Below are 25,350 nucleotides of genomic sequence, written 5' to 3' on the forward strand. Positions count from 1 at the left end.
AATAGTAACCTACAGGAGGGCTGAAGGGATTTAAAACCCCTTCAGTTTGCAATCATAGAAGAATAGAACCAATCAGGAGAGTTCTTTCTTGGCTTTTTCGAAGAATGAAGGATCTACTACAATTCGACCGCTGTTTTCATCAATGATAATCTTATTCTTGCGGCGAACTTCTACCTGCGTCTGTGGCGGCAGTGCCATACCCAGTGCAGCACCCTTTTCCATAGCTACTACTGCCAGGCCGTTTGAAAGCCCGTTACGTAAACGCTTGTAGCTTCTCAGGTACCGTTCGTCAATCTCTTCCTCAATTTTTTCACGCGTTTTGATGAGCTCTTCTTCTTCGTCCTCGGTTTCCTGAACTACCTTATCCAGGTTTTCTTTTTTCTCTTTATGTAGCTCTTTGACCTCATCAAGATGTTCCTTTGCCTCTTCCTTTTCCGGTTCAATCTCTTCCAGTCTTTTTTCAATTTCTTCTTTCCTGGATTCGGCGTTTTCAATTACCTGCTTCTGAGCTTCGATCTCTTTGGTTAAGGCATCGTATTCACGATTGTTGCGAACCGAGGTCTGCTGATCTTCATATTTTTTCATTTTCTCTTCAGCATCCTTCACCTCGAGCTCCATATTCTTCAGCTCAACTTTCAGGTTCTGCTCTTCTTCCTCGAGTTGATTCAACTTAGCTTCATACCGATTAATATCAGTTTCAATATCCAGAACCTCTTCCGGTAGATCCCCTCGCAGTTGTTTTAGTTGGTCAATTCGGCTGTCGATGTATTGAAGATTGGCTAGTTGTTGAAGTACTTCTTCCATAGATTGCTTTGTAATCGTTTAGTCCTGTTGGTTTTGTTTAAAATCTGCTATGTGAATGTTCATCGGATTGGTATTCACCCCGGTCTCGAATATTTCGAGTTCTTCGAAAGCCTCAGAAAGCTCTTTTTGAAGCGCTTCTACAATAGGAATCTCGCTTTCATAATGGCCTACGTCGATCAAAATAAAATCATCTGCATCCGTAAAATAATCGTGGTATTTGATGTCGGCTGTCACAAAAGCCTGCGCACCTTCCCTGATGGCATTTCGTGCAAGTGAAACGCCTGCACCGCCGCAAACAGCTACCTTCTTGATCTGGTCTGCAGAGCCTGAATAACGAATAGCATCGGTGTCGAGTGCCCTGGATACCACATTAAGAAAATCGTGCTGGGTCAATCCCTGGTCCCTATAAAAACCGACCACACCCATCCCCACATTATTTGAGGGACTGGCAATGTCCATGATCCTGAAGTCACTCTGCTCGAGAAGCCCGTTTTTCTTCAATTCGTTTTTGAGTCCGGATACATTATGCTCGTCAATAATGGCTTCATAGGTATACTGCTGACCTTTCCGTCCTTCCACAGTATAATAATGTGCTTCTTCAGCCGAGTAGTAGTTCAAAAGCTTAAGCATAGACTCACTGTCTGAATGAGAAGTGGTCAAAACAATCTTCCGGCTGATGTTATAGCTGTTATCCAGAAACTTTACATTCTCTAGCCCGAGTTTTTGTGCAAGCACAAAAGAGACCCCATCAAGTGCAGCATCCAGATTGGTGTGAGCTGCAATCAGAGCTATATCATTTTTAATTAGCTTGTATATAATCTTACCCTGCTCATTCACGGGATTGATACTGTCTATGCTCTGAAAAATGAGAGGATGGTGGGCAACAATCAGTTCACACCCTTTATTAATGGCATCATCCACCACATCCAGAGTGACATCGAGGCAGGTAAGAACTTTAGAAATGTGCCTGTTGGGATCTCCGACCAGTAAACCTACGTTATCATAATCCAGTTTCGTGTTGGGCGGTGCCCATTGATTCAGGAAGGTAGAAATATGCCGAACCTGGATGTTCATAGCTGGCTATCTGCCCCCATTCTTAGAGTTACAGGTTGCAGACCAAAGACGCCTAGAAACAAATAAATAACGATTGCTAAATTTAAGTTTATTCAGAACCGAGTCGAATAAATTATTGATCATATCTTTGATTCAGACTCCAAAAATACGATTTAAATCCGTTTGTTAAAAGCTTATTTTTAATGAATTCGTTCAGTGAAATTAAATCCTTATTAACCAAATACGATACCCACTATTTTGCAAGGGTATTCCAAACCAACTTTTGATTTATGTCCGAAGATATTTGCCAAAACTTAAAAGATGTTCAACACCGGATTGAACAAGCTTGCCAGAAAGCCGGGAGAGACAGCAATGAAATTACGCTTATAGCCGTCAGCAAAATGAAACCTCTTGAAGATATTGAAGAGGCCTATGGATGCGGACAAATTCATTTTGGGGAGAACCGTGCCAAAGAGTTGCAGGATAAGATGGATGCCTGCGAGCATGATGATATTCAATGGCATATGGTTGGCAATCTTCAGACCAACAAGATTAAGTATATGGTTGAACGTGTGAACTGGATTGATTCTGTTCCCAAAAAGAAGACCATACGAGAAATAGAAAAAAGAGCATCCCGCATTGACAGGGTGATTAATACACTGATACAGGTGAACATAAGCGGCGAGGACCAGAAGAGCGGATGCGAACCCGAAGATTTGGAGAAAATTCTGAAGTATGCACAAGGCAAAAATCATGTTCGAGTGCGCGGACTGATGGGCATGGCAACGTTTGTGGATCCCGATAAAGTGGAGGAAGTACGTCCTGAATTCAGGCTCCTTAGAGAAATTCGTGACAGTCACCGGGAATGGGAGTGCGAGAACATTCAACTTGATGAGCTTTCGATGGGCATGACTAACGACATGGAAATTGCCATTGAAGAAGGCTCAACAATGGTACGGGTAGGACGCGCGATATTCGGAGAACGAAACTATGGTGACGATTAATCGTGAAACCAACCTTTCAATATCCCTGAGATTTAGTACATTATATTAACATTAATGAAATACCTTCTATTATGGCAAGCTGGATTTGGGTGCTCATACCATTAGTGGCAATCATCGGCGGAATGATTCTGGAATACCAGAAAAACAAAATGAAACTGATGAACAAAAGCCGTCAAAACGAACAGGAAGTGGATGATGTGCGAAAGCTTGTCAATTCCCTTAAGACACGAATAGAGAATCTTGAGGCCATTGCAGCAGGCGAACCGGAGGAATTTAAAACGGGTGCCGGGGCAGGTATGAAAGAAATTGAGATCGAGGAGATAGATCATGCCGAAGAGAATAAACAGAAAGTATCTGAATTAGCTGAAAAACGGAGGACCCAATAATGCAACCTGAATTTATCATGGTGATAGCAGTTGTTGCCATTGGCTGTGCAACAGGGTTGATCAGTACCTGGATGAAATACCGGTACCGCGATAACAATGTTGAAAGTGAAAGTTATAATCAATTGGCCCAGGCATTTATTAAGCATAAAAAAGAAATGCAACAGAGAGTCAGCAACCTGGAAGACGCCCTCGCTAAGCAAGGAATGAAGAATAAAAAAAGCTATGAACAAATTGAGGCCCCCAGAGAAGGTGGGTTAACCAACGATTTACAAGAAAAAGACAAGGTCAGATCATGAGTGGAGAAGAATTTGTACTATCAATATTAGCCATAATAGGCGGAGTAGGTTTAACAGGATTCATTTTTTATAACATTTTTAAAATTATCCGTACATGGCTGGGTGGGAACAGTTATGATGATGAAACCTTTGAGCGCTTGGCCAGGGCTTTCATGCAGCATAAGAAAGAGACAGATAGGCGACTTCAGAACCTGGAAGCCATTGTCACCGATGAAGATCAGCATACCATCTCCAAATCACGATCCGGATCCTCATCGCCTAAGCAAATCGAGGAGCCGCGGCGAACCATTGAAATTGAAGAAGACGAGGAAAATCAAGAGACCAAATCTTCAGATGGTAACTTGAGGAACATGTTGCGAGAGTAGACGTTTCACTATAACAGATCTTTTGGCAGGCAAATATTTACCACTATGAAGCTTACAGCACTTGAGATAAAGCAGCAAAATTTTGAAAAATCCATACGAGGATATGACAAGGCAGAGGTTCAGGCATTTTTGAACCTGATGTCGAACGAGTGGGAGCACCTGGTTGCCAAAAATCGGGAACTTGAGCAGCAAATAGAAAGCCTGGAGGAGAAACTCAAGCACTACGAAAGAGTTGAAGAAGCACTTCATGAAACACTTCAAACGGCCAAGGAGTCTGCCGAACAGAAGCTGGCCGGGGCGCGAAAGGATGCCAGAAATAAAATTGAGAAAGCTGAGATGGAAGCTGATACCATCGTAAGAGAAGCCAACCAGCAGCGGCAGCAAATTCGTCAGAGTATACTCCGGCTGCTGGACCGCCGCAAGGAGATCATTGGCGGTATCCGCTCCTATCTTGAACTGGCTCAGGAATCCCTCGATCAGTTTTCCAAGGATGAAGCCGCTTTATTTGAAGTACCCAAAAGCGAAGAGAAGGAATTTGACAGCAAGTTTAGATCAAAAATAAACAATCGTACATCCGACAGCTCTTCCGACGCTACAGATGAAGATGCTCAGACACTTCCTCCCGGCACCGAAGATGTAGATGACCTGATTGACGAGCTTGATTGAGGATTTAGGTATAGGGTATAAGGGGTTAGTCAGAATCTTTTCTGCTTATCAGCACTTAAAACGAACATAAATCCTCATTCAGTTTTAAAAATATATCAAGTCGTATAGATACTTATACCTTATACCTAAATTCATATAGTTTCTTTATCATCTCAGCTAATAAATTTCAAAAGTTTAACCACCTGACAGCAGTATGCAGCGAGAAACCGTAGAAGAGTTCCGAACAAAACGTGATGAAGCTTTAAGCTACATACAAGATGAAACGGATATGCGTCCGAATTATATCATCATCTTGGGTACCGGGCTTGGACACCTTGCTGATGAGATCGATGTAAAACACACTATCTCTTATGCAGACATCCCGCACTTTCCGGTTTCCACGGTTGAAAGTCATGCGGGCAGACTGCTCTTTGGTGAACTTGGCGGTAAAGAGATCGTCGCAATGCAGGGAAGATTCCACTATTACGAAGGCTACACAATGCAGGAAATTGTTTTCCCGCTGCGTGTTCTGAAGGCAAACGGAACCGATACCTTGATTGTAAGCAACGCTTGTGGAGGCATGAATCCGAATTACAAGCGTGGTGATATCATGCTGATCAATGACCATATCAATATGCTTGGTGACAACCCGCTTATAGGTCCGAACGATGACGAGCTTGGACCAAGGTTCCCCGATATGAGCGAACCCTACACCGAGAGGCTGTTGGAAATTGCTGAAAATGTAGCTCTTGAAAAGGGTATCAAGATGCATCAAGGCGTGTATCTGGCCTTGAGCGGCCCGACCCTTGAAACAAAGGCCGAATATCGCTACCTGAGATTAATCGGGGCTGATGTAGTCGGCATGAGTACCGTGCCCGAAGTTATTGCGGCAGTGCACATGAGTATGGAAGTGCTGGGCATTTCGGTAATTACCGATGAATGCCTGCCCGATGCGCTGGAACCCGTAAATATAGAAGACGTGCTGGAAGCGGCTGGAATGGCTGAACCAAAAATGACCCAGGTCATCACAGGCGTACTAGAAAAACTTTAACCGGCTCTCTCCGTTTATTTATATTTTATAATGTCTCAAATATCGGCCTTATAGCATTTACTGAGCATATATTTTAAAAAATAAGAACAGCCCTTCATTTTTTATTGCCACTAAAGCTGAGAATTTGTTACAATTATATTAGTAACCAAAATTATATACCCTTACATATCTCGTATATATGCCAAAAGGTGAATTTTATGATGGCATTTGGGATGAGCACCAGTGGGAAGCTCACCTGAATGAAATCGAAAAGAAGAGCGAACAGTTAAGAAAGTTCATCGCTCCCGACCCTTCCGGAAATATCCCCCGTTGGATCACCCTCCTACAAGAAAACAAAGATGAACTGGAAGCCGTGGATGCCTTTATCGAGGAAGAACTTCAAATTGAAGATGCCTATTTCCCCGATGAGGATGACGAAGATTGGGAGGATGAGCTGGATGACGATTTAGACGACTTCTTTTTCGATGATTACGATGAAGATGAATACTCGCTGGATGAGTCGTATGATGATTTCGACGAGGGAGAAGACTGGAAAGAGCTCAGCGGCGATTATGTAATGTCTGATTACGGATCCATCGAATCGTTGGACATCTACAACGATGCTCGCGAATTGGCTGCTCACGTACTGCAATGGTCGGAGGGTATTCACCCAAAGTATCTAAGTCCACAGTTCAACGACTTTGTAGCCAATGTGCTCAAGATAGGGGCGAAACTGGCCGGCGGATACTCTTTCGGTTTTGAACAGGATTTTTTGGGCGGCAATATCGTCTACACCAAGAAAGCACTGCAGTGTGCTAACAACGGACTCCATTTACTGCAAGACTATATGAAGAAAACGCCGTTTATGGAAAAGGATGAGTATGCTTACCTGCATGAAATTCTTTTCGAACTGAGGAACGACATCGGCATTTATGTTCAGGAATTGCGGCAACAGTTTAACCGCGGTTTTGAGTGATATTGGGGGTATAGGGGTATAAGGTATAAGGACACGAACAGTTCATCTATTGCTCGAACCCCCCCTTATACCCTATACCTTATACCTAAACCTACTCCCATATAGCCACTTCACGGTTTCCTTCTGAATCGGACATGGCACGGAACATACCGCTGGTATTCATATTCATGTACATATTTCCGTATTTGTCCACTGCTATCATGCCGGCGTCACCGGGCTCTAACACATCATTTAACAAGTAGTTTCCTGCCTCTTCAAGCGTCGCTCCCTCCTTAAATTTCATGTAACTGCTGACGGTGTGACCGGAAACCGCACGCATAATCTTCTCACCCCAGCCTGTCATGGATACTGCAACTACATCACTGGCATAAGTTCCCGAGCCTATAATAGGTACATCACCCACGCGTCCGTACATTTTGTTGGTCATGCCTCCCGTAGAGGTACCTGCTACCAGCATCCCCTCCTGATCCAGCACCACACAACCGACCGTACCGTACTTATCATCTTCCCAGTAATCTTCGGAGGAATCAAGAAGTCCGGATTCTGAGTCTTCGGCAATTGCCCTTTTATAGGCTTCATATCTTCGTTGCGTATAGAAGTAGTCCTGGTTCACTCTTTTTACATCCATTTCAATAGCAAACTCCTCGGCCCCTTCACCGGCAAACATGACATGCTTTGAGTTTTCCATGACCATTCTTGCCAGGTTGATCGGATTTTTCACCGAGGTGACCCCGGTAACTGCACCGGCATTCCGTGTATTTCCCACCATGATTGCGGCATCGAGCTCATGCTTCCCTTCGTGTGTAAATACAGCACCTTTTCCCGCATTGAACTTAGGATTGTCTTCCAGGTAATTGATCACCTTCTGAACTACATCGATAGCCGATTCACCGTTTGCTAACGCTTCTTCTCCAATAGAAATGGCTTCATCCAAATCATTCATGTAGGCTTGCTTTACAGAATCGGGCAAATCTTTAGAGATAGTTCCGGCCCCTCCATGCAGAACGATAGCCCAGTCTTTTTTAGTGGTATCCTGTGCGTTTGCATTCTGCAGCATACCCCCGATTAGTAAAAAAACGGAGAGCATACTCACTGATAATCTTTTAGAAAATCCCATAATCATAACTTTCAAAGTTAGTGGTTTGATACTGGCGTCATTATAACCAGCAACTTCAGTTTTTCAAATTACTGATACAACATTTAACTAATGAATCACTGTTTTTCAATGCCAACAAGCCTCCTTTACCGCGATTCTTAAAATAAGCGTTGGAAGTACTGTAAGGATAGCGCTTTGCACCAGTCTTACAGGTATGCCCGGCTCTCACACATACATAAATAACTACCGTTTTCCTTTTGCGAAATATCCGGCCGTTCGCCTGTCACTTTTGATGATCGGCGGCATACTGCTTTCACATTATTTGGCTATAGAAAGCTATTTATGGGCTTGCATGCTGGGCATTACACTTGCCATGCTTTTTATTGTACAGTTTATTTTAATTCCGCATTTCACTTTCCGGTTATATCATTTATCCGTGTCCTGCTACCTGGTATCGCTTCTCCTTCTGGGTGCCTATCGTTACTCCTTTCAGGTGCAAAGAGAGGAACCCTTTTATAAGCAATTTTTAGATGCATTGGTTTGGGAGAAAGTTACTTTCAATGGAGAAGTGCAGAATATGCGAACTACCGATTCGGGCAGTTATCAAATTGATGTAGCTGTAGATACTACGATTAGCCCGGAAGCCCATTTTCTCGCCGATCGCTACTCCCTGCGAGCTGTGCTAAAACCGGAACAGTTCATCAGCCATAGCAAAATGATTAAAGCAGGCAACCGGATTAATTTTACGGCCACAATCTACCCTTTAGGCGGTAAGCGAAACCCGCATGAATTTGACTATAAAGCATACCTCCATTCGCAAGACATATTTGTTCAAGCCGGGATTGATAGTTTATATGCAATTTATCCGGGTACTAGAACATTCAGCTGGAATCATATTAGACAATCTGCTCTTAGTATCATTGATCGCAATTTCAGCAGTGATACGGCGCCATTGGCCAAAGCATTACTGATTGGCTATAAAAATGAGCTCAGTAGGGAGGAAAAAACTTCTTTTTCGAGGGCCGGATTATCTCACATAATGGCCGTCTCAGGATTACATGTCGGTTTTCTTTTAGCACCGTTCTGGGTGATCATCCCATTCTTCTGGACCTACCGTTTCGGTAGGCAAACCGGGCTTTTGATACTTGTCTTAATTCTATTCTATTACGCGGGTCTTACCGGTTTTTCGGCCTCGGTTACCCGCGCTTCCATTACGGGAGGTTTTATTATTTATGCTCGTCTGTTTAATAAATTAAGGGATTCCATCAATCTCACCGCCCTGGCAGCCCTTATCATATTACTTGTTGATCCTACCGCCATCTTTGATATCGGATTCCAGCTCTCTTTTTCAGCGGTGTATATCATTCTGCTCACTCTTCCCACTATAAACAGATTCCTTCCCAATCGCTTGCGTTATAGCCGGCTTGGACCCTTGATTGGTATCGTAATGGTCTCGGCGGTTGTGCAGGCGGGTCTCTTCCCTATTTTAAGTCATTATTTCGGTGAGTTTTCACTTATCGGACCTCTGGCAAATGCCGTCATTGTCCCCTTCCTGGGTATCATTCTTCCCTTTGCAGTATTTATGCTATTCATATCGATTATTTCAGCGCCGGCAGGATTTTATTTAATTCTGCCGGCCGAGTATTTCCTGCAGGGTTTGAATAAATTCGTCATCACCTTAGCGGCTTGGGATAATAGCTGGGTGCAGGTTTCTTCTCCCGGTCCGATTCTTTTTCTAATTTGGGCGGCAGTGATATTCTTACTCGCATCGTTGTCCGTCCCGGCACTCCGCTGGAAAATGCTAATTATTGTATTAGCACTAATCTCTGTTCAGCAAATAACGGCACTAGTCAAAGACTTTAGGCCTCCAAAGCTTGAAGTGACTGTCCTTGATGTTGGCCAAGGGGATGCGGCAGTTGTTAAAACCCCGCTTGGTAAGAGTATTTTGATCGATGCAGGACGCTGGACCCCGGGCTTTAACAGCGGTCGCTACACCATCCTGCCTCACCTGAAGGGAGAAGGAATTAATAAGCTTGACGCAGTATTTTTATCCCATCCGCATGCCGATCACATCGGTGGCATTCTCGAATTAATTGAACACATACCCATTGATACTATCTATAACTCTGGCTACCAATATGATTCTAATCTCTACCGGTCATATCTCACCAGGGCTGCTGAAAAGTATATCCCCGTAGTTTCAGTTTCGGCCGGTACACTGATCAGTCTTGATCCTTCGATGCGAATATTACTATATGGTCCGGAAGAGTCGGCTGAGGACGATGATCCCAATGAACGTTCAATAATTCTGGAGCTGGTTTACGGGTCAACCGAATTCCTGTTTATGGGAGATGCCGGTCAAGCCCAGGAACAGCGCCTTTTAGAACATTATGGAAACCTGCTGGATACCGATTTTCTAAAGGTAGGCCATCACGGTAGCAAAACCAGTTCCTCTGATTATTTTCTGAAAACTGCGAGTCCTTATTTCTCGGTGGTCTCTCTTGATAAAAGCAATAAATTCAAACATCCTCATCAGGAAGCCGTTAAAAGACTAATAGAATCGAATACAACCATATTATATACCAGTTTTGAAGGTGCTGTCGTTTTCAGTTCAGACGGAAGAAAAGTTAGTCGCTCGTATTGGGAATAGCCCCTGAAGTACCATAAGGACGCCTGAAGAAAAAAGGCAAAATTGGATCATTTGCAACGAAGCTGTAACTTTTCGTGCACTATTGAATAATATCTATATATGGCAAAATACTCACAGTCATGGTTAAATGAACGTGGTCAGCTACTCCTCCTGGGAGGAGGGATAGCGGGATTGCTTTTTCTGATGTACCTGCTTGAGCACCTGATCAATCCTTTGGGCTATGCACTGCTTATAGGTATCGTTCTATATCCCATCCGGCAGCAACCGGTTGCACGAGCCCTACTCTACGCCACTTCATTTGCCGCGGGACTCTGGCTGGTGTACGATTCGGGGCACCTGTTAATTCCATTCGTTCTGGCTTATATCATTGCATTTATTATAAATCCTGTGGTGGAAGAGCTTGAAATTCGGAGAATTCCGCGCGGACTGGTAGCAGGTTTATTCACCATTGTCAGCCTTGGCATTCTCGCCGTGACTCTTTTCTTTGCCGTACCTGCAGTTCTTGAACAGCTAACCCGCATAGGAAATCTGGTCAATGAGGTTGGAAAGGATACCGGCGGCTGGATTGAAAGTACGGGTATTCTGACGCTAGCAGAACGAATAGGCTTTGAATCGGCCGAACTAAAAACACAGCTTTCCGGACAACTAGAGATTTGGATCAACAGGTTCTACTCCAGCCTTACCGACTTTTCATCAACCTATGTAACCGGAATCGGAAGCCTGGTTGCCATCCTGTTCCTGGTTATTCTCATGCCCTTTTTGTGTTTCTTTATGATCCGCGATTATGAAAAAATTGGTGTTTTCGTACGATCACTAATTACGCCCAGTGACGTTTCTACCGACTACACCACTCAGATTAGCAGAATCGTAGGGGCTTACCTCCGGGGACAGTTTATAGTTGTGGTCATCAGTGCTATCAACCTAAGTATCGGCTTTTACCTCGTTGGAGTACCCTATGCACTGGTACTCGGTATATTCGCCGGTATCACCAATTTTATACCCACATTCGGCCTCTGGTTCAGCATAACGGTATCAACAATTGTCGGTGCCACGCTGGGTGAACCTTGGTACATCTATTTGCCCGGAATCTACATTGTATTTGCCATCGAGCAGGTACTTGAATCCGGCTTTATTGTGCCCAGAGTGGTCGGGCAGCACGTAGGTTTACACCCACTGCTGGTAATGCTATCTTTGCTGCTATTCGGTTTTATGTTCGGATTCCTGGGACTCCTAATAGCCGTGCCTTCGGCTGCATTGATATCCGTATTTTATGAGCAGTATAAGGAGACAAAAAAGATATCATTTCTCAGCGGAAGTGAGTTGGATTCGTTTATTCAGCAGTTTGACCGGGAATCACAAAAACAGAAAAAGAAGAAAGAGAAGGAACAGAAGGAAAAAGAATTGGAATCTGCCGGTTAATCTTTTTACTTACCATCTATATTTAACATAATACCACTCCATTCTCCATTTTATGAGCAAGAAGGAACGACAGAGCTTTGAAGAGGCTTTATCAAGGTTAGAAGAAATTGTGAACGAGCTTGAAGACGAGTCCATATCGCTGGAAGACACCATCCGGCTATATGAGGAGGGAATTAAGCTTTCAAAAAAATGCACTGAAACACTTGAACAAGCAGAGTTGCGTATAGAGAAAGTAAATGAGCAACACGCTGATAATGAAGATCTCTGAACTATGAATATGGAGTTCGACAAAGTAGAACCCGGACCGCTGTTAGCCAACATCAACTCTCCTGCAGATCTAAAGAAGCTGGATCCCAATCAACTTGTAGAGGTTTGCGATGAACTGAGAGACTATATCATTGAGACGGTATCGATTCACGGAGGGCATTTTGGTGCCAGTTTAGGAGTCGTAGAGATGACTGTCGCCTTGCATTACGTATATGATACCCCAAAAGATCTTTTAATCTGGGATGTCGGTCATCAAGCTTACGGCCATAAAATTTTAACCGGTAGAAGAGAAAATTTTTATACCAATCGGAAATACGGCGGTCTTTCCGGTTTCCCGAAACGAAGTGAAAGCGAATACGACACCTTTGGCGTTGGACACTCCAGCACCTCCATATCTGCCGCACTCGGAATGGCCGTCTCCAGAGATTTAAGTGATGAAGACAAAAAGGTAGTTGCCGTAATCGGTGACGGTGCCATGACCGCCGGCTTGGCTTTTGAAGCCATGAACAACGCCGGGGCTATGAATTCCGATCTGCTGGTTATTCTGAACGATAACTGCATGTCTATTGACCCAAATGTCGGTGCCCTAAAAGAGTACCTGACAGACATTACTACCAGCAAGACCTTCAATAAGGTTCGCGACGAGATTTATGACATGCTGGGTCATTTCAAGTCCGCCGGTGAAAAAATGAGAAAAGTAGCCTCACGCCTTGAAAAGGCAGTAACAACGGCCATCACACCGGGCGGATTGTTCCAGGCACTGGGCTTCAAATACTATGGACCGGTTGACGGTCACAATGTGGATACCATGCGCAAGCATCTGGAAGACCTTAAGGATATCCCCGGACCTAAACTGTTGCATGCCGTGACTGTTAAAGGCAAAGGGTTCGCACCTGCAGAACGCGAACAAACCAAGTGGCATGCCCAAAGCAGTCCGTTTGACAAGATTACCGGTAAATCATTGGCACCTGAGAAAAAAGGTCCTAAGATACCGCGCTACCAGCACATCTTTGGTGATGCCATCGTAGAATTGGCCGAAGAAGACGAACGTATCGTAGGCATCACCCCTGCCATGCCCAGCGGTTCAAGTCTCTGGCCGTTGATGAATACCTTCCCGGATCGGGCTTTTGACGTAGGAATTGCCGAACAGCACTCCATTACATTTGCAGCCGGGCTGGCTGCTGAAGGTAAAAAGCCATTCGCAGCTATATATTCCTCATTCCTGCAGAGAGCCTATGACCAGGTCATTCACGACGTTGCCATTCAGAATCTGCCTGTGGTCTTTTGTATTGACAGGGCCGGTATTGCAGGAGCTGACGGGCCGACCCACCACGGACTTTATGATATTTCATACCTGCGCGCAGTCCCGAATATGATCATCTCATCACCGCTGAATGAGCAGGAGTTGCGCGATATGATGTATACAGCATCAAAATATGAGGATGACGCCTGGGCTATCAGATATCCCCGGGGCGAGGCGACCGGAATGGATTTCCGAAAAGAATTTCAGTCAATGGAAATCGGAAAAGGAGAATGCATCCGAGAAGGTGAAGATGTTGCCGTTCTCAGCTTCGGTCCCATGGGCAATTATGTAATTGAGGCGCTGGATGATCTGGAAGAAGAAGGCATTAATGCCGGACACTTAAACATGCGATTTGCCAAACCGCTGGATACGCAATTGATAAAACAGGTTTGCCAAACCTACCGGCATATCATCACTATTGAGGACGGTACCAAGCTGGGCGGATTCGGTAGTGCCGTCGCCGAATTCCTGGCTGACAAACCTTACCACATTCCGGTAACTATTATGGGTGTCCCCGACCGCATTGTTGAACACGGGACCCAGCGAGAGCTGCACGACGAAGTCGGCATCGGTCCGGATGGTATCAAAGAGCAGGTGCGCAAGGTGCTGAAGACCTATTCGCTGAACGCGTAGTTACAATACTTTTAAAGTAATATTTACTAAACCCTCCAAGGGTCCTCGGGACCCTTGGAGGGTTTTTTATTGTCCTATTTTCATTTCACTTAAAACTTTTCTGCGCCTTCCTTCGTCATACTTCTAGATAGCAGCATAAAGTACCGCTAACGTCTGGAAGCAACATTCATGAACGATGCAAAATTGATAAAGGAGTTTCGAAGCGGCAATATTGACGCTTTCAACAACCTGGTTGAGCGGTGGCAACATCGTATCCACCGTTTTGCCTACCGTTATTTCTCCAGTCATGACGATGCGATGGAGATTACACAGAAAACCTTTATCAAAGCGTATAGAAAGCTTCACACTCTGGATGACGCTGATAAATTCTCTGCATGGATCTATAGAATTGCAAATAATCTCTGTTTGGATGAAATGAAGCGAGCGGGCAGGAAACGCTCTCAGCCATTGGAAACCATAGAAGAATCACCCATAGTAAAAAGCATCAATGGAAATCCGGACTTGAGCATACAGCAGCGAGAATTGGGTACAATACTTCAACAGGCATTGAACCAGCTTCCACCGGAGCAGAGGATAGTAGTCATTATGAAAGAATATGAAGGATTAAAATTCCGAGAGATTGCAGAAGTACTCGAAGAACCGGAAAACACTATTAAATCACGCATGTATTATGGACTTAGTTCACTGCGAACAATTTTTGAGAAATGGAATATCGAAATGGAGGCACTGAATTATGAATGATCAACTGGCAAGAAATCTCTTTATGGATTATCTCTATGATGAGATATCCACCGAAAAGAAAAAAGAACTGGAAAATTACCTGGAAGAGCACCCGGGATTGCAGCAAGAGCTGGATAAGCTGGAACAAACCAGGGCGCTGCTACAGCGCATGCCGGCGGGGGAGCCCGACCAAAAATTACTGGTCATGGAACCGCGTAAACGTTCTTTCCGGAGCTGGTGGAATGAGGCCCGAAACCTGCTTCCCCAAACCTATCTTGGTAAAACCGGTTTTGCAATTGCCGCCGGATTTGTGCTGCTCATGATTATCGGTTCGGTAGCAAAGGTACATATAGCCCCTACCGATGCAGGTTACGCGCTGAGCCTGGGCTATCAGCCTGTTGTCAATGAAGGCTTAAGCACACAACAGGCAGAATCTTTCCTTCAGCAGATTCGCCGGGAAAATGCCGCTATGCTGACCGAATATATGCAAGCTCTGGCAGAAGAAAACAACCAGCAGTTGCGTCAGGTTGTGGGCTACTTTGAACAGCAGCGAATGAATGACCTGCAGCTTATTGACCACCAACTCAGTCGTATTCAGGAATCTAATGGGTATCGATGGCAACAGACCAACCGGTATCTGGGTGAGGTATTACAGAATGTAAATTTCAATGAAAACGAATAATGGTATCCATCATGAACTACATAAAAAAAACAATTATGCTACTGGCAGCTGCCCTGCTTTTGGTTCCAACACTGAAAGCACAAAATTCCATAGATATGAATCGGATGCAGCGCGATATCAAAATTATGGAAAGCATCTTACAAGAATTCTTTAAAACCCAATGGGAGGATCAGAACACCAGAGTTCACATTGCTTCCTCGGGTAGCTTTTTCTCCAGAGGAAAAGACATACGCGGCACCTACCTTCCGGATTATGGTGTTATTTTCACTATACCGGGTGATAGTCCTGGGTTTATTGCCTACAGCAGCAAGGAGAATGGCGGCAGCTACTCGTATTCATTTCGATATTCCGATAATGAATCAACAGACAGCCAGGTTAATGAAGAAAATGTTACGAAACGCATAAAAGAATTTTTGAGGGACTATGGATCCACGCTAGGTCAACTCTCCGGGGATGATCGCATCATGATCATATACAACTCCCCGAGCCGAGTTTCTGATTTTGCCTTCTCTGTTGGTAGCCAAGACAAAACCAATAAACCTAACCTGCCGACTATATCGGTTGTGACCACTAAAAGCGACCTGCAGGCCTATAGGTCAGGCAGTATCGACGAGGCAGAATTAAACAATCGTATAACGACAAGTACAGCCCAAGAAAATGAAAAAGGACGCCTGGATCTAAAAGTGATGGGCAATATTTTTGAGACTGCATTGAAAGAGCAAGAGGATAAAGCATTTCGAATTCGCGGTTCTGTCAATCACATCTATCTGGATAACTTCGGTGCTCTGTTCTTTTTTGATGTTCGATATACCTCACCCTCCGGATCATTTATAATCAGAATGCCCGAAATTGCCGGTATGGATTTTAATGACGATGATCAAAGAGCCCAAATTGAAGTGGAGAGTGTATTACAGGAAAGGCTCAAAGAATCTTCCAAAAAACAAAAAGAGACAGAAGAAGAGGTCACAAAGCGTTTCGATGAATTTATGGCAAACCTAAAAGAGTATCTCGTTGATTACGGTCAAACACTTAGCTCGGTAAGATCCGGTCAATATGTTCTGCTCTCCGCTACGGTATCTTCTCCTGTAGAAGAGATACCCGAGAGAGTTGACTTGCAGATCGAGAAATCGGTTCTGGAATCGGCCGACCGCGGAAATATTAGTCGCGAAGAAGCAATGAACAGGATTGTTGTGAGGGAGTATTAGAAAAGAGATCAAAGCTATCACTAACCCTCCAAGGGTTCGATCGAACCCTTGGAGGGTTTAATATATTAGCCAGATTTGGATAGACGTTTTTTACAGATTATCCGTGTTAACGGGGTCAAAAGAGGCATCCTTCCTGATTGCCTTCTTGAGCATTTCCCGGTACTCTTCCGCCGGAATTTCAATGCAGCCGAATTGTGCCAGGTGTTCGCTCCAGAATTGAGTATCCCACAACTCAAAATTTCCTTGAACCAACGAACGATGGGTCCAAAACAGGGCAACTTTTGAGGCTTCTTTTGCTGTCCCGAACATCGATTCGCCAAAATATGCTGCCCCCAGCGATACGCCGTATTGCCCGCCTACAAGCTCCCACTGCTTATCATAGACACTTACCGAATGGCCATGACCTATCTCATGAAGATTGCAAAAGGAATCGATGATCTCATCAGATATCCATGTAGAACTGCGGTCTGCACAGGCTTCCATTACCTGCCTAAAGGCATAATCAAATTTTACATGATAATGGTGGTTACGGACAATACGACGTACGTTGGAGGAGACTTTGAAGCTGTCCAGTGGAATGATACCGCGACGTCGAGAGGTATACCATTTAGCTTTGGGATCATCGCGAGCATCCGCCATGGGAAAAATTCCATTGGCATATCCGGTTAATAAATCTTCCGGTGCAATCATACCATTTAATCAAAGCGGGCATCACACCCGCCTTGTTATTTATTCAAATTAAACTCATAACCCCCATCCCCGGGGATACCGGCCTTGGCTGTCCTTACAAAATAATCTTCTGGTTTTCCCTTGCCACAATTTACCAAGAGCAGCCTAAAAACGAATCTGTGCTACCTATGGGCGAGCCGGGAGGTGGTGACAATGGAGGCGTCATTTCTTCAATTCTTTCGGGATTCTCCATGAAACCGTCAATCAATTTGGCACCATAATTGTAAGCCGCAAGCCACTGCTCGCTTTCGGTAGCCTTCTCCTCTTTATTGAGAAAGTCATACAGTTCAACAAGCTTTTCATTGCTAATCGCTCTGACCTGGCTTGAAGCATCCTCATCTGCCGCCAATTGTAACAGGTTATACAATGTAACAAAGTTGACAGCCCTTTGAATAGCCCCGTTGTATCCATCTTGAGGCTCCGCCATCCAAGTATTTTCATATACTTTGTCAATCATTTCGGCCAGTCCCAAATGGTCCGGATTACGGGCTTCAAAATCGACTAGCCTTGCAGCACGGTTGGCATTGAACAACAATGAGGTTGTGGCATGAGCAGCCGTTTCTGCGGCACCCAGCGGGTCAAATGCAGGATCCGTGTGACTGTTGAATAACTCACGAGAACCATAATAACCGATGGGTCGGGGTGGAATAATGTCAATAATAGCATCAGGCATGCGCAAAGCCTCAACCGAAATGGTGCTCAGCATCGCTTCAAGAGCGGCCTGTTGCTGCGCAGGTGCCAATGGTTCGGGGCCTGGCTGACTGTCTCCCCGTAACTTATAAGTGTAGTCCATGCCGCCAATCAGCTTCACGGTTCCTTCTATTTGATAGCGGTGAAACAGGTAAATAGGCACCAGTGCATCTTCGATAGTTGCCATTGGACGACCGTTGGGGATTACTGCCTCTCCAAAATTTTGAAGAGCAATTTCACGGACATTCATGATGTGATTTAGCTGATCGACAGCGTCCGTCCCGTTATCCCAAAGATGGGCTTTCGGATGAGCCCCGCCCGCCGGTCGTGCATCGTAGTCCGATATATAGAGTAGTCCATCCTCAAAAGCTTTATTTAATATCTCATCAAGACCCTGTTTCTCATCCGTACCTTCCGGAAAGTCCTGATAGCCGTAGGCCACGGTCACCTTATCCCATTCACCGATACCGGAATCGTAGGCTTCTGATAAGTCCAGATTGCCGTTTTCATCAATATTCACTTTAGGCGCCGGGTAATCCATTACCGATGCCCTGCTATTAGTGCTGGCCGCAAAATTGTGTGCGATACCAAGCGTATGTCCCACTTCATGAGCCGATAGCTGCCTGATGCGAGCCAGTGCCATTTCCATCATGGGATCATTTTCCGGTTGTCCATCTTCATAGGGAGCAAGCAAACCCTCGGCAATCAGGTAGTCCTGACGCACCCGAAGAGAACCCAAGAGTACATGCCCTTTTATGATTTCTCCAGTTCTAGGATCCACAACCGACGAGCCATACGACCAGCCGCGAGTAGAACGATGGACCCAGTTGATGACATTATATCGAACGTCAAGGGGGTGAGCGTCTTCCGGAAGCATTTTAACCTGAAATGCATTTCGATATCCCGCCGCTTCGAAAGCCTGGTTCCACCAGCGGGCTCCATCAAGCAGGGCGCTTCTCACCGGTTCAGGTGTGCCCGGGTCGAGATAATAGATAATAGGCTCTACGGGTTCGCTCATAGCAGTACCCGGATTTTTCTTTTCCAGGCGATGACGGGTGATAAAACGCTTGGTCAGCGATTCACCGATTGGGGTGCTGTAATCCTGGTAATCAGTCCCGAAATAACCCGATCGTGGGTCAAACACTCTTGGTTCATAGTCATCATCCGGCAGTTCCACAAAAGAGTGGTGTTGGCGAACCGTCACAGCATCCGAGGATGGTGTGACCGAACGGATATATCCTCCCGATGCGTCACCTGTAAAGGTCAAGGTTGCTTCAAACTCCGTATTCTTGGGAAAATTCATCGTACCATCCCTGTAGAGTGCCGAACGGGAGTCATCAAGGCGGTAGTTCCCCTGGTTCATGCCTTTCAGACGATCAACCACACCGTGTGCATCACGAAGAAGAAAGTCAGTTGCATCAACCAGCACGCGCCCTTTACTCTCGGCAGCCACTTTAAACCCCCATAAAACTGATTGGGCAAAAGCATCTCGCACCGATTCTGTCTCTTTTTGATTATCGGTTATAGCCCGGTAGGAATAGTTGGGCTGCACCATTAGCACCTTGGGACCCCTCCTGTCAAAGTAAACAACGCGATCGTCGCCCAGTTGATTACGATCAAGTCCGATGTCGTTTGACCCGACACCGGCGGCTAGGGAATTCACATACAAAAACTCCTGATCCAGTTTGTCGATCTCCAACCAGATTTTCCCTTCTTTTTCATCCCAGTAATAGGTAAAAAATCCTTCCTGCTTATCGAGTCCTTTTGTTTTTTCACTGATGGTAGGTGTTTTGTCCTGTGCCTGAATCTGTGGTGTTGCCAAGAAACAGGTAAAGAGCAAAACCAGGGCGAAAGCTGAAAACTGTTTCATATCTGGTTATTCATTTGTTTGATGTTGGTAGAGGATGGGATTAATTAACCAACTTTCGGGCAAACAGTAAAATAGAAAGGTATCTTTTTGATGAGAAAGTAATGAAAGAGGGTTAGGACACCTTGGAGGTGTCCTAACCCTAAGAAATTAGATGCTACTCATCCTCATTTTCACCGCCATAGAGCTTAGCAAGTCCTTCAATCATTTCCTCATTAACACCGGCATTCACAAATCCGCCGTCATGATAGAGATTTTGCATGGTTACTTTCCGGGTTAGATCTGAAAACAGGGTTACACAGTAATCGGCGCACTCATCTGCCGAAGGATTGCCCATAGGCGCCAGCTTGTCCGCAAAGGTATACATCCCGTCAAATCCTTTGATACCGCTTCCGGCAGAAGTCTGGGTAGGTGCCTGGGAAACAGTATTTACACGAATGCCCCTGTCGGCCAGGCGGCTGGCGTAATTCCGGGCAATGCTTTCCAGCAGGGCCTTGGCATCATTCATATCGCTGTACTTGGAGAAAATGCGCTGGGCGCCGATATAAGAGAGCGCAACAATGCTGGAACCGTCATTCAGAATCTCTTTCTTTTCTGCAAAATGAAGAATCTTATGGAGGGAAACAGCAGATATATCCAGTGTCTGCTGGTACCAATGGTAGTTAAGTTCTTTGTATTCTTTATTTTTTCGGATATTGGGTGACATCCCGATGGCGTGAAGCATGAAATCAATCTTACCGTATTCATCCTTCACTTTCTGCATGAGATCTTCCACCTCATCCTCCTTGGAAACATCACAGGGATACACGGAAGCACCGGTCTTTTCGGCCAGATCATCAAGGGCTCCCAGTCGCAGAGCAACCGGTGCGTTGGACAATGCAAATTCGGCTCCCTCCCGTTGGCAGGCAAGAGCAATACGCCAGGCTATACTGCGCTCATCCAGTGCCCCGAAAATGATTCCTTTTTTACCTTTTAACAGTCCATATCCTTGTTGCTCAGCCATGACTATACCCAATCCTGTTTATTGCTTAGATTTATTGAAGTCGGAAAATAATAAATATGAATCACCAATTCCGAAATTAAAATAGAACACAGATAAAACGGATTCGACGAATCTACGCAGACTACTATGTAATTTTTATCTGCAATAACCAGTAGAATCCGTGTAATCTGTGTTCCAATATTATTGATTTTATTCTGTTGATAAGACCCATTTTTGTCCTTATTTTGCGGGACTTTGTGACATACGTCCAAAAACCGTAATCAACTACTTGTAAGCATACGTTAACTTATGTTTGAAGATCTATCGTCAAAACTTGAGAAAGCCTTTCAAAGCCTGAAGGGTGAAGCCAAGATCAGTGATGTCAATATCGCTGAGACGGTACGTGAAATACGCCGCGCCCTACTCGATGCCGACGTGAATTATGAAGTTGCCAAGGAATTCACGAATAAGGTTAAAGACCGCGCAATGGGTGAAGATGTGCTTACTGCGGTTAATCCCGGACAGCAGTTCACCAAGATTGTATATGACGAGATGGTGACCATCTTCGGTCAGGAGCGGGAAGACATTGAAGTCGCCCACACTCCGCCGACGGTCATTCTGATTGCGGGTTTACAGGGTTCGGGTAAAACCACCTTCTCGGCGAAGCTGGCCAAATACTTGAAGGAAGAGAACAACCGGAATCCAATTCTGGCTGCAGCCGACGTGTATCGTCCCGCTGCTATCAACCAGCTAAAGACGCTGGCGGAATCGATCAGTACTCCTGTCTATTCTATTGAACAGAAAGACGCCGTCAGGGTAGCCAAAGAAGCGGTATCCATGGCCAAGAGTCTCGCGCTGGATACAGTGATCATTGATACGGCCGGACGCATGCACGTGGACGAGAAGATGATGAACGAGGTGGCTGAAATTAAAGAAGCCGTTCAGCCCAACGAAACACTTTTCGTCGTCGACTCGATGACGGGTCAGGACGCCGTGAACACGGCAAAAGAATTTAATGAACGAATCAATTACGACGGCGTGGTTCTCACCAAGCTTGACGGTGACACACGCGGCGGTGCGGCTCTCTCTATTAAAACGGTTGTTGAAAAACCGATCAAATTTGTAAGTACCGGAGAGAAACTTGACGCACTATCGCCCTTCTATCCCGACAGGATGGCCCAGCGAATTTTGGGTATGGGTGATGTGGTTTCGCTGGTGGAAAAAGCCCAGAAGGAGTTTGACCAGGAGGAAGCCGAAAAGCTTCAAAAGAAAATTAAGTCAGACAAGTTCGACCTGGAAGATTTCAGGCAGCAACTTCAGCAGATTAAAGGCATGGGCAATATCTCGGATTTGGTAGGAATGATTCCGGGAGCCGGCAAAGCACTGCAGGATAAAGAAATTGACGAAGACGCATTCAAGCCCATTGAAGCTATTATTAATTCCATGACCCCTGAAGAACGAAGAAATCCCGAAATACTGAACGGGACACGCAGGCGCAGAATCGCCCAGGGATCCGGAACCAAGGTTCGGGATATCAACGACCTGATGAAACAGTTCAATCAGATGAAGAAGATGATGAAGCAGTTCTCAGGAATGGGTAAAATGGGCAAGATGATGAAAGGGATGAAGAATCTTCCCTTCGGATAAAAGAAACTTAGTGTTGAAATAGAATGGATCTGACGATTTTTAGCCAATCGGGAGATCCTAAAGTTTGCGCAAGATTCCGACAACTTCCTCTATTAATCAACGCAAATTATAAGTAAATAGGAGAAATACATTGTTACGAATAAGATTACAACGAAGAGGTCGTCGTAAACGACCTTTGCACCACATAGTGGTAGCGGACAGCCGCTCACCAAGAGACGGACGAATCATTGAAGATCTCGGACGTTTCAACAACATTACAGCCGTCAACGAGCTCAAGCTCGACGAAGAGCGTGCCATCCACTGGCTCAAAAAAGGAGCTCAGCCTTCCGATACCGTACGTTCCATCTTCAAAAAGCAGGGTATCATGTATAAGATGCACCTGATTCGTTGGGGCAAGTCGGAAGAAGAGATAGAAGAAGCTCTTACCGAATGGCGTGAAGCTCGCGAAGCCAAAGAAGAGAAAGAGCCGAGCCGCAAAGAAAGACAGCGCGCTATGCTTGAGGCTGAAGAAAAGGAATTCCAAAAGCAGCTTAAGAAGAAAGCAGAAGAAGCTGCCAAAGAGAAAGCCAAGCAAGAAGCTCTTGCATCTGCTCAAGAAGAGGAATCAAAAGAGCAGGAAGCTAAAGCAGAAGCCGAAACTCAAGAAGAAGTAGCAGAAACTGAAGAGACAGAAGCTGCTGCGGAAACTGTTGAAGCTGAGACCGAAGCAGAAGAAGAAGCAACGGCAGAGGCAGAAGCTGAAGAAACGGAAGAAACTGCTGAAGCAGAAGTGGAAGCTGAGACTGAGGAAGAAGCTGAAGCAACAGAAGAAGAGCCTGCCGAAGAACAAGAAGCAGAAGCTAAAGAGGAAGAAACCGAGGAAGTTGAGGAAGAAGCAAAAGCGGAAGCCCAAGAGGAAGAGAAAGAAGAAGAGGCAGAAGCAGCTTCCGAACCGGAACAGGTTTCAACTGAAATGCTCGCTAAAGAAGCCATTGAGCATATTGAGAATACTCCTTTAGAAGAGCTTGAAGGCTTTGTCCCTGATGATGAAGACCGGGTTACCGTTCAACGCGCCTGGGAAGATAAAAAGGAAGGGTAATAAATTATTAATCCAAGCTCAGCTTTAAGAGAAGCTTTATTAGACTTTGAAAGTTTGGTAAAGCTGACATGGGGCTGAATGGAATAACATGCTGGAACCCATTGAAGACCAGTATTTAATGATTGGGCATATTGCCCGGTCGCACGGAGTTAAAGGAGAAGTTTTAATCATCTCCGAGGTTTTCGCTCCGCAACTTTTTGATGAAATTGATCTGGTTCATATTCAGAATGCCAGAGGGGATTTAGTCCCCGCCCGGATTGAGTCGGTTCGGGTTCAGGAAAAAAACAACCGGCTTTCGTTCTTTGTAAAATTTGAGCACGTGTCCGATCGCAATAGGGCTGAAGAGCTTAAAAGTTCTGCAGTTTACGTGTTACGTGAAAAGGCAGAATCCCTTGTTGATGGCGATGAGGCCATTGATTATACGGAGTTTGAAATTCAAGATGACCAAAATAACAATATTGGCATCATCACAGGTATAATCGAAAGTCCGGCGCATCCCATCCTGGAGGTCATCACAGATGACCAAGAAAAGCTGCTCATCCCTTTTGTGGATGAATACATACAATCAGTCGATGAAGATCAGAGTATCATTTATTGCCAAAACTTGGAACAACTGACCAACTTATAGCATGATGAGAATTGACATCATATCGGCTGTACCACAGCTGCTTGAAAGTCCGCTGAGCCACAGTATTGTCGGCAATGCACGAGAAAGCGACCTTGTGGAAATACAGATCCACGATCTCCGGGACTATTCGGAAGACAAGCATAACAAGGTGGATGACTACCCTTATGGTGGTGGAGCCGGAATGGTTCTCACCCCGCAGCCTATATTCTCCTGCATCAATCATTTGAAAAAGCAGCGGGAATATGATGAAATTATTTTCACGGCACCGGATGGTATCCCGTTCAAACAGCAACATGCCAATGAGCTATCACTCAAAGGCAACGTTATGTTCTTATGCGGACATTACAAGGGCGTGGATCAGCGCGTACGCGATGCACTGATCACCAAAGAGTTCAGCATCGGTGACTATGTCTTATCAGGTGGCGAACTGCCCGCTATGGTGATGATCGATGCCATGGTTAGGCTACTTCCCGGAGTATTGGGTGATGCCGAAAGTGCTTTGAGCGACTCCTTCCAGAATGATCTGCTGGAAGGTCCGGTCTACACACGGCCGGCCGAATTCAAAGGCATGAAAGTGCCTGACGTGCTCAGATCAGGAGATCATAAAAAAGTTGAAGAATGGCGACACAAAACGTCGCTGGAGCGAACCAAAAACGTACGACCAGAATTATTTAAAAAATTTAGAAAAGAACATTAGCCAGAGGAAACAACCATGGATAAGTTAAAATTAGCAGAACAATCACTTGTACACGACGATATCCCCGAGTTCAAATCGGGTGATACGGTAAACGTACACTACCGAGTTCGCGAAGGTGACAAGGAACGCATTCAGCAATTCCAGGGCGTGGTTATCTCACGCAAGGGAACAGGACCGAATCAAACCTTTATCGTCCGCAAAATATCAGCGGGTAATATCGGTGTTGAGCGTATTTTCCCACTCTACTCACCTTTTATTGCGAAAATCGAAGTCAAAAAGGAAGGAGACGTTCGTCGCTCCAAGCTTTACTACCTGCGCGACAGAAGAGGTAAAGCCGCACGTATCAAAGAGAAAGATCGTCGTATGACAGACAATAACAGTAATGCGAAAGCAGCTGCTCCAAAAGAAGAGCCCGTTGCTGAAAAGGAAGAAGCTTCTTCTGAAGAAGAGTAGTTTTTCCTGATTTACTTATTTGCTTTGATTACTAACCCTGACAGG

Annotated in this window: 25 protein-coding genes; 19 read left to right on the forward strand and 6 right to left on the reverse strand. The window is 45.1% G+C overall.

Features of this window, described 5'->3' with window-relative positions:
- Positions 1 to 72: 72 nt before the first annotated feature.
- Together G3570_RS13775 and G3570_RS13780 are read right to left on the reverse strand one after the other, a co-directional pair.
- A complete protein-coding gene (locus G3570_RS13775; RefSeq protein WP_165143329.1) occupies positions 73 to 804 on the reverse strand; it encodes a zinc ribbon domain-containing protein in 732 nt (243 codons plus the stop codon).
- A gap of 18 nt (positions 805 to 822) precedes the next feature.
- The gene (locus G3570_RS13780) at positions 823 to 1,878 is read right to left on the reverse strand and encodes a Nif3-like dinuclear metal center hexameric protein (protein WP_165143331.1); all 1,056 of its coding nucleotides are present in this window, start codon (positions 1,876 to 1,878) and stop codon (positions 823 to 825) included.
- A 269-nt stretch (positions 1,879 to 2,147) separates the two neighbouring features.
- Here G3570_RS13780 and G3570_RS13785 point away from each other — a divergent pair, with 269 nt between their 5' ends.
- The 7 genes from G3570_RS13785 to G3570_RS13815 all read left to right on the forward strand — a co-directional run bounded on the left by G3570_RS13785 (position 2,148) and on the right by G3570_RS13815 (position 6,559).
- On the forward strand, positions 2,148 to 2,861 hold the full coding sequence (locus G3570_RS13785) for a YggS family pyridoxal phosphate-dependent enzyme (RefSeq protein ID WP_165143333.1): 714 nt from the start codon (positions 2,148 to 2,150) through the stop codon (positions 2,859 to 2,861).
- A 71-nt stretch (positions 2,862 to 2,932) separates the two neighbouring features.
- A complete protein-coding gene (locus G3570_RS13790; protein WP_165143335.1) occupies positions 2,933 to 3,247 on the forward strand; it encodes a hypothetical protein in 315 nt (104 codons plus the stop codon).
- Complete coding sequence (locus tag G3570_RS13795) at positions 3,247 to 3,543, forward strand: hypothetical protein (RefSeq protein ID WP_165143337.1); 297 nt, start codon at positions 3,247 to 3,249, stop codon at positions 3,541 to 3,543. The genes G3570_RS13790 and G3570_RS13795 overlap by 1 nt, the downstream gene beginning before the upstream one ends.
- Positions 3,540 to 3,908, forward strand: a complete 369-nt coding sequence (locus G3570_RS13800) for a hypothetical protein (protein ID WP_165143339.1) — start codon at positions 3,540 to 3,542, stop codon at positions 3,906 to 3,908. The genes G3570_RS13795 and G3570_RS13800 overlap by 4 nt, the downstream gene beginning before the upstream one ends.
- Positions 3,909 to 3,953: 45 nt before the next feature.
- Positions 3,954 to 4,574 carry a DivIVA domain-containing protein gene (locus G3570_RS13805; protein WP_165143341.1) on the forward strand — a complete coding sequence of 207 codons (621 nt, stop codon included), beginning with the start codon at positions 3,954 to 3,956 and terminating at the stop codon, positions 4,572 to 4,574.
- Positions 4,575 to 4,767: 193 nt separating this feature from the next.
- Positions 4,768 to 5,604, forward strand: a complete 837-nt coding sequence (locus G3570_RS13810; RefSeq protein ID WP_165143343.1) for a purine-nucleoside phosphorylase — start codon at positions 4,768 to 4,770, stop codon at positions 5,602 to 5,604.
- A gap of 178 nt (positions 5,605 to 5,782) precedes the next feature.
- Positions 5,783 to 6,559, forward strand: a complete 777-nt coding sequence (locus G3570_RS13815; RefSeq protein WP_165143345.1) for a hypothetical protein — start codon at positions 5,783 to 5,785, stop codon at positions 6,557 to 6,559.
- Between the two features lie 91 nt (positions 6,560 to 6,650).
- Here the strand turns inward: G3570_RS13815 and G3570_RS13820 are convergent, their stop codons facing one another.
- Complete coding sequence (locus G3570_RS13820; RefSeq protein WP_165143727.1) at positions 6,651 to 7,616, reverse strand: isoaspartyl peptidase/L-asparaginase family protein; 966 nt, start codon at positions 7,614 to 7,616, stop codon at positions 6,651 to 6,653.
- A 253-nt stretch (positions 7,617 to 7,869) separates the two neighbouring features.
- Between G3570_RS13820 and G3570_RS13825 the strand changes: the two genes are divergently transcribed.
- The 7 genes from G3570_RS13825 (at position 7,870) to G3570_RS13855 (ending at position 16,534) form a co-directional block, all read left to right on the forward strand.
- Positions 7,870 to 10,305 carry a DNA internalization-related competence protein ComEC/Rec2 gene (locus G3570_RS13825; protein ID WP_165143347.1) on the forward strand — a complete coding sequence of 812 codons (2,436 nt, stop codon included), beginning with the start codon at positions 7,870 to 7,872 and terminating at the stop codon, positions 10,303 to 10,305.
- Between the two features lie 99 nt (positions 10,306 to 10,404).
- Positions 10,405 to 11,724, forward strand: a complete 1,320-nt coding sequence (locus G3570_RS13830; protein ID WP_165143349.1) for an AI-2E family transporter — start codon at positions 10,405 to 10,407, stop codon at positions 11,722 to 11,724.
- Between the two features lie 52 nt (positions 11,725 to 11,776).
- Positions 11,777 to 11,992, forward strand: a complete 216-nt coding sequence (gene xseB, locus G3570_RS13835) for an exodeoxyribonuclease VII small subunit (protein ID WP_165143351.1) — start codon at positions 11,777 to 11,779, stop codon at positions 11,990 to 11,992.
- 9 nt (positions 11,993 to 12,001) lie between these two features.
- Positions 12,002 to 13,927: a 1-deoxy-D-xylulose-5-phosphate synthase gene (gene dxs / locus G3570_RS13840; RefSeq protein ID WP_165143728.1), complete on the forward strand. Its 1,926-nt coding sequence runs from the start codon at positions 12,002 to 12,004 to the stop codon at positions 13,925 to 13,927.
- Between the two features lie 168 nt (positions 13,928 to 14,095).
- Complete coding sequence (locus G3570_RS13845; protein ID WP_165143353.1) at positions 14,096 to 14,668, forward strand: RNA polymerase sigma factor; 573 nt, start codon at positions 14,096 to 14,098, stop codon at positions 14,666 to 14,668.
- Positions 14,661 to 15,329 (forward strand): anti-sigma factor family protein, encoded by a 669-nt coding sequence (locus tag G3570_RS13850; RefSeq protein WP_165143355.1) that lies wholly within the window; start codon positions 14,661 to 14,663, stop codon positions 15,327 to 15,329. The genes G3570_RS13845 and G3570_RS13850 overlap by 8 nt, the downstream gene beginning before the upstream one ends.
- 11 nt (positions 15,330 to 15,340) lie before the next feature.
- Entirely contained in the window at positions 15,341 to 16,534 is a 1,194-nt protein-coding gene (locus G3570_RS13855; RefSeq protein ID WP_165143357.1) for a hypothetical protein, read from the forward strand.
- Positions 16,535 to 16,624: 90 nt separating this feature from the next.
- On the opposite strand, the gene aat is transcribed toward G3570_RS13855, so the two are convergent.
- From aat to G3570_RS13870, 3 genes are all read right to left on the reverse strand, one after another.
- Positions 16,625 to 17,224, reverse strand: a complete 600-nt coding sequence (gene aat, locus G3570_RS13860) for a leucyl/phenylalanyl-tRNA--protein transferase (protein WP_165143359.1) — start codon at positions 17,222 to 17,224, stop codon at positions 16,625 to 16,627.
- 130 nt (positions 17,225 to 17,354) lie between these two features.
- Positions 17,355 to 19,823 (reverse strand): zinc-dependent metalloprotease, encoded by a 2,469-nt coding sequence (locus G3570_RS13865; RefSeq protein WP_165143361.1) that lies wholly within the window; start codon positions 19,821 to 19,823, stop codon positions 17,355 to 17,357.
- A gap of 154 nt (positions 19,824 to 19,977) precedes the next feature.
- Positions 19,978 to 20,823 (reverse strand): enoyl-ACP reductase FabI, encoded by an 846-nt coding sequence (locus G3570_RS13870; protein ID WP_165143363.1) that lies wholly within the window; start codon positions 20,821 to 20,823, stop codon positions 19,978 to 19,980.
- Positions 20,824 to 21,111: 288 nt separating this feature from the next.
- Between G3570_RS13870 and ffh the strand changes: the two genes are divergently transcribed.
- The 5 genes from ffh (at position 21,112) to rplS (ending at position 25,305) form a co-directional block, all read left to right on the forward strand.
- Entirely contained in the window at positions 21,112 to 22,449 is a 1,338-nt protein-coding gene (gene ffh, locus G3570_RS13875) for a signal recognition particle protein (protein WP_165143365.1), read from the forward strand.
- Positions 22,450 to 22,579: 130 nt separating this feature from the next.
- Positions 22,580 to 23,527, forward strand: coding sequence for a 30S ribosomal protein S16 (gene rpsP / locus G3570_RS16570; RefSeq protein WP_165143367.1), 948 nt, complete (start codon positions 22,580 to 22,582; stop codon positions 23,525 to 23,527).
- Positions 23,528 to 23,615: 88 nt separating this feature from the next.
- Positions 23,616 to 24,155, forward strand: coding sequence for a ribosome maturation factor RimM (rimM, locus tag G3570_RS13885; RefSeq protein ID WP_165143369.1), 540 nt, complete (start codon positions 23,616 to 23,618; stop codon positions 24,153 to 24,155).
- A gap of 4 nt (positions 24,156 to 24,159) precedes the next feature.
- Positions 24,160 to 24,852 carry a tRNA (guanosine(37)-N1)-methyltransferase TrmD gene (gene trmD / locus G3570_RS13890; protein ID WP_165143729.1) on the forward strand — a complete coding sequence of 231 codons (693 nt, stop codon included), beginning with the start codon at positions 24,160 to 24,162 and terminating at the stop codon, positions 24,850 to 24,852.
- Between the two features lie 15 nt (positions 24,853 to 24,867).
- The gene (gene rplS, locus G3570_RS13895) at positions 24,868 to 25,305 is read left to right on the forward strand and encodes a 50S ribosomal protein L19 (protein ID WP_165143371.1); all 438 of its coding nucleotides are present in this window, start codon (positions 24,868 to 24,870) and stop codon (positions 25,303 to 25,305) included.
- Positions 25,306 to 25,350 lie beyond the last annotated feature (45 nt).

It is taken from the genome of Halalkalibaculum roseum (assembly GCF_011059145.1).
GTDB lineage: Bacteria > Bacteroidota > Rhodothermia > Balneolales > Balneolaceae > Halalkalibaculum > Halalkalibaculum roseum.